At 71.7% G+C, this 2,939-nt stretch carries 3 protein-coding genes and 1 pseudogene; all 4 read left to right on the top strand.

Features of this window, described 5'->3' with window-relative positions:
- Positions 1-596, top strand: a pseudogene (locus QZY48_RS10075) (AcrB/AcrD/AcrF family protein); the annotation flags it as partial.
- The gene (locus QZY48_RS10070) at positions 593-1,327 is read left to right on the top strand and encodes a hypothetical protein (protein WP_295430649.1); all 735 of its coding nucleotides are present in this window, start codon (positions 593-595) and stop codon (positions 1,325-1,327) included. The pseudogene QZY48_RS10075 and the gene QZY48_RS10070, both read left to right, overlap by 4 nt.
- 50 nt (positions 1,328-1,377) lie before the next feature.
- Entirely contained in the window at positions 1,378-2,184 is an 807-nt protein-coding gene (locus tag QZY48_RS10065) for a hypothetical protein (RefSeq protein WP_295430647.1), read from the top strand.
- A 25-nt stretch (positions 2,185-2,209) separates the two neighbouring features.
- Positions 2,210-2,842, top strand: a complete 633-nt coding sequence (locus QZY48_RS10060; RefSeq protein WP_295430645.1) for an AAA family ATPase — start codon at positions 2,210-2,212, stop codon at positions 2,840-2,842.
- The last annotated feature ends 97 nt before the right edge of the window (positions 2,843-2,939 follow it).

Here is a 2,939-nt window from a genome sequence, read left to right as displayed (position 1 = left end):
TCCTGGAGAAGGCCTGGGAGGTGCTCACGCTGGTCTTCTACGGGGTGCGAGGGATCTTTATCCTGCTGATCGACGTCGCGAAGAACGCCTTCAAACCCAAGCCGCCGCCGCGTCCCAGGCGCCCCAGGCCGGGACCGTCGGCCGTGGTCAATGGTGGTTCCGGGGTGGGTCCGGGGGCGACCGGGGCCGGGGCCGCCGCGCCGGCCGATCCGCTACCCGTGGCGCCCGCGACCATGGACCAGGCCGCGACGGAGGCGGCGACGGCTGCCGCCGTCGCTCCCAAACCGCGCTCCGCCCTGGTACTGCGTCCTCCTGCCGCGGCGACACCGGATGCGGACCCGCAGGACCCGACACCGCCGTCAGCGCCGGCCCCTGCGGTGCGCCCAGCCGGGAGCGCGCCGACCCGAACCGCGGCGGCTGGGGCCGCGGGCAGCACCGGCAGTGCCAAGAAGACCGTCGCCAAGCCGTCCACTCGGGCGGGCACGCCCGCGCCCAAGGGCGATGCCCCCAAGGCCCAACCGGCGCCGACGCGCTCCCCGCGGCGCGGCATCCGGCTGAAGAAGAGCGATGACGAACCCGGCGGGGATGCGCCTTGACCCCCGGGGCTATCCCGGCCCGGCCATGGACGGCGCACCGGGACCCTGGCGGCAACCCGCGCGGTGCGGGGTTTCGCCGTCGGCCGGCGCCGCTGCTCGTCGCGGCGGGGTTCCTGGCCTATCTTCAATTGGCGCAGGGCAATCCCTGGGGGTTGCCGGTGGACAATGAGGCCAATCAAAGCGGCGGCGCGCGGGACCAGCGCCCCCCTGGCCCCGACTGGATCCAGGGCACCAATACCCCGACCGGGGCCGCTTCCGGTGCGGGGCCGGGTGAGTCGGCCCCCGCCCGGTTTGGGCAGTCGCCGGACACGAACCGCGCCGCGGACCAACCACCCGCATGGAATGGCGGCTGGTCCGGCGCCGGCGGGCCACCGCAGGGAGCGGGCGCCCCACCGCAGGGAGCGGGCGCCGCCGCCGATCGGTTTCGCTCCGATGCCGGCGCGACCGATGCGCCGGCGGACACCCGGGCCTGGCCACCCGGGTCGGTGCCCGCCGCCGCGGGTTATCGTTATCGCGGCGACCCGCCGCAGCCGGGCGGCAGTGCGGGTGGGTGGGCGGACCCCGGGGCCTACCGTTTCCGTCCTTTGACCGAACGGGAGCAGGCGCGTCAGGGCGCACGTGGGCGCCCGCTGGACGCAGGCCAGGGAGCGCCCCACCCGTCCGGCACCCTGCCGGCCTGGCCCCCGGGCGCCGCCCCCGACAACGAGGTCGGACCCTGGCGGTCACGTTGAGCCGGGCATCCCAAGGTTGTGACTTTAAGAAACAGACGAGGAAAAACGACATGAGAATCGACCAACGCATGGTTTCGGCGGCACTGCTGGGCGCCGTCATGGTTGCCGCGGGGGCGGCCCGGGCCGATGGGGCCGGCGCCCAGTTTGCGGCGGATATGGTGCGGCGCGCCCCGGACGGTCAGGTCGTCGGGGGCAAGATGTACGTCGGTGACGCACGCACCCGCATGGAGATGTCCCAGAAGGGTCAGGAGGTGGTGCGCATCTCCGACCGGAAGCGCGGCCTGGAGTGGATCCTGTTCCCGGCGGAGAAGAGCTATCTGGAGCGTGCCACTCCCCCGGGGGCCGCGGCGCCGGTCCCGGCCGCGCCATCCGCCGAGAGCGATCCCTGCGTCGGTATGGCGGGTCTGACCTGTCGCCGGGTCGGGATCGAGGACGTGAACGGGCGCCCCGCGGTGAAGTGGGAGATGTCCATGACCGACAAAGGTCAGACCCTGACCGCCACGCAATGGCTGGACGTGCAGCGGGGACTGCCCTTGAAGCATGTGCTGCCCCATGGTCAGACGATGGAACTGACGCTGCTCGGTAATGAAACCCTCGACGGCCGTGCGACCGAGAAGTGGCAGATGACGACGGCGGTGCCCAGCCAGCCGCCGGCGGTCAGTCTCCAGTGGTATGACCCGCAACTGAAGCTCGCGGTGCGCGAGGAGTTTCCCGGCGGCTACGTGAGCGAGCTCAAGGCAATCCGCGTCGGCCCCCAGCCCGATGAGCTGTTCGCGGTCCCGGCCGGCTATACCAAGAAGGCCCCGCCCCAGGGTGGACCGACCCCGGCCGATGCGCCCAGGCCGGGTGCGCAATAGCAACTGCTCGGGGTAGACAAGCCGCATGATCACGCTGGTGGCCAGCCTCAAGGGCGGATCGGGCAAGAGCACGGTCGCATTCAATCTCGGGGTCTGGCTGGCGCAGGGGGCGGTTGCCTGCCGGCTGGTGGACATCGACCCCCAGGCGACCCTGACGGACGTGCTCGAGGTCCGGCGCGAGGAGGGTTACGCGCCGCCCCTGCAGGCCCTCGACAAGCGCGCCCTGACCCGCGAGCAACTGACCGATGCGGACCAGGTCGTCATCGACGCCGGCACGGCGGACATGGACAGCCTGCGCCTGGCACTCGCCCTGTGTGATCGGGTGGTCGTGCCGGTGCAGCCGTCACAGGCGGACATCTGGTCGGTCCAGCGCTTCATCCGCCTGGTCGCGACGGTGGTGCGGGAGCGCCCCCCGGAGATAATCGGCTTCATCAACCGCGGCGACACCCATCACGCGGTGCGTGAGACCGACGAGGCCGCAGCCGCCCTGGTCGCGGCCCCCGGAATCCGTTTCATCAAGCCGCGCCTGTCCCAGCGGACCGTCTTCCGGCGCTCGTTCAGCGAGGGGCTCGCGGTCTTTGAACTCGAATCCAAGGGCAAGGCTGCCCGCGAGTTTCTGGGCCTGGCGGCGGTGCTCTATGCCGATCTCGTGCGCTGAGGCGGGCGCCTGGGCGTGAGAACTCCTCTTTCTTGGGGGGCATCGGGTGAGATCAGAACTGTTGTGGTAGCCGAGATCCCGGGTACGTTGTCGTTGT

The organism is uncultured Thiodictyon sp. (assembly GCF_903828115.1).
In the GTDB taxonomy this organism is placed as follows: domain Bacteria; phylum Pseudomonadota; class Gammaproteobacteria; order Chromatiales; family Chromatiaceae; genus Thiodictyon.
This window is presented reverse-complemented; position numbering and strand designations above follow the sequence as displayed.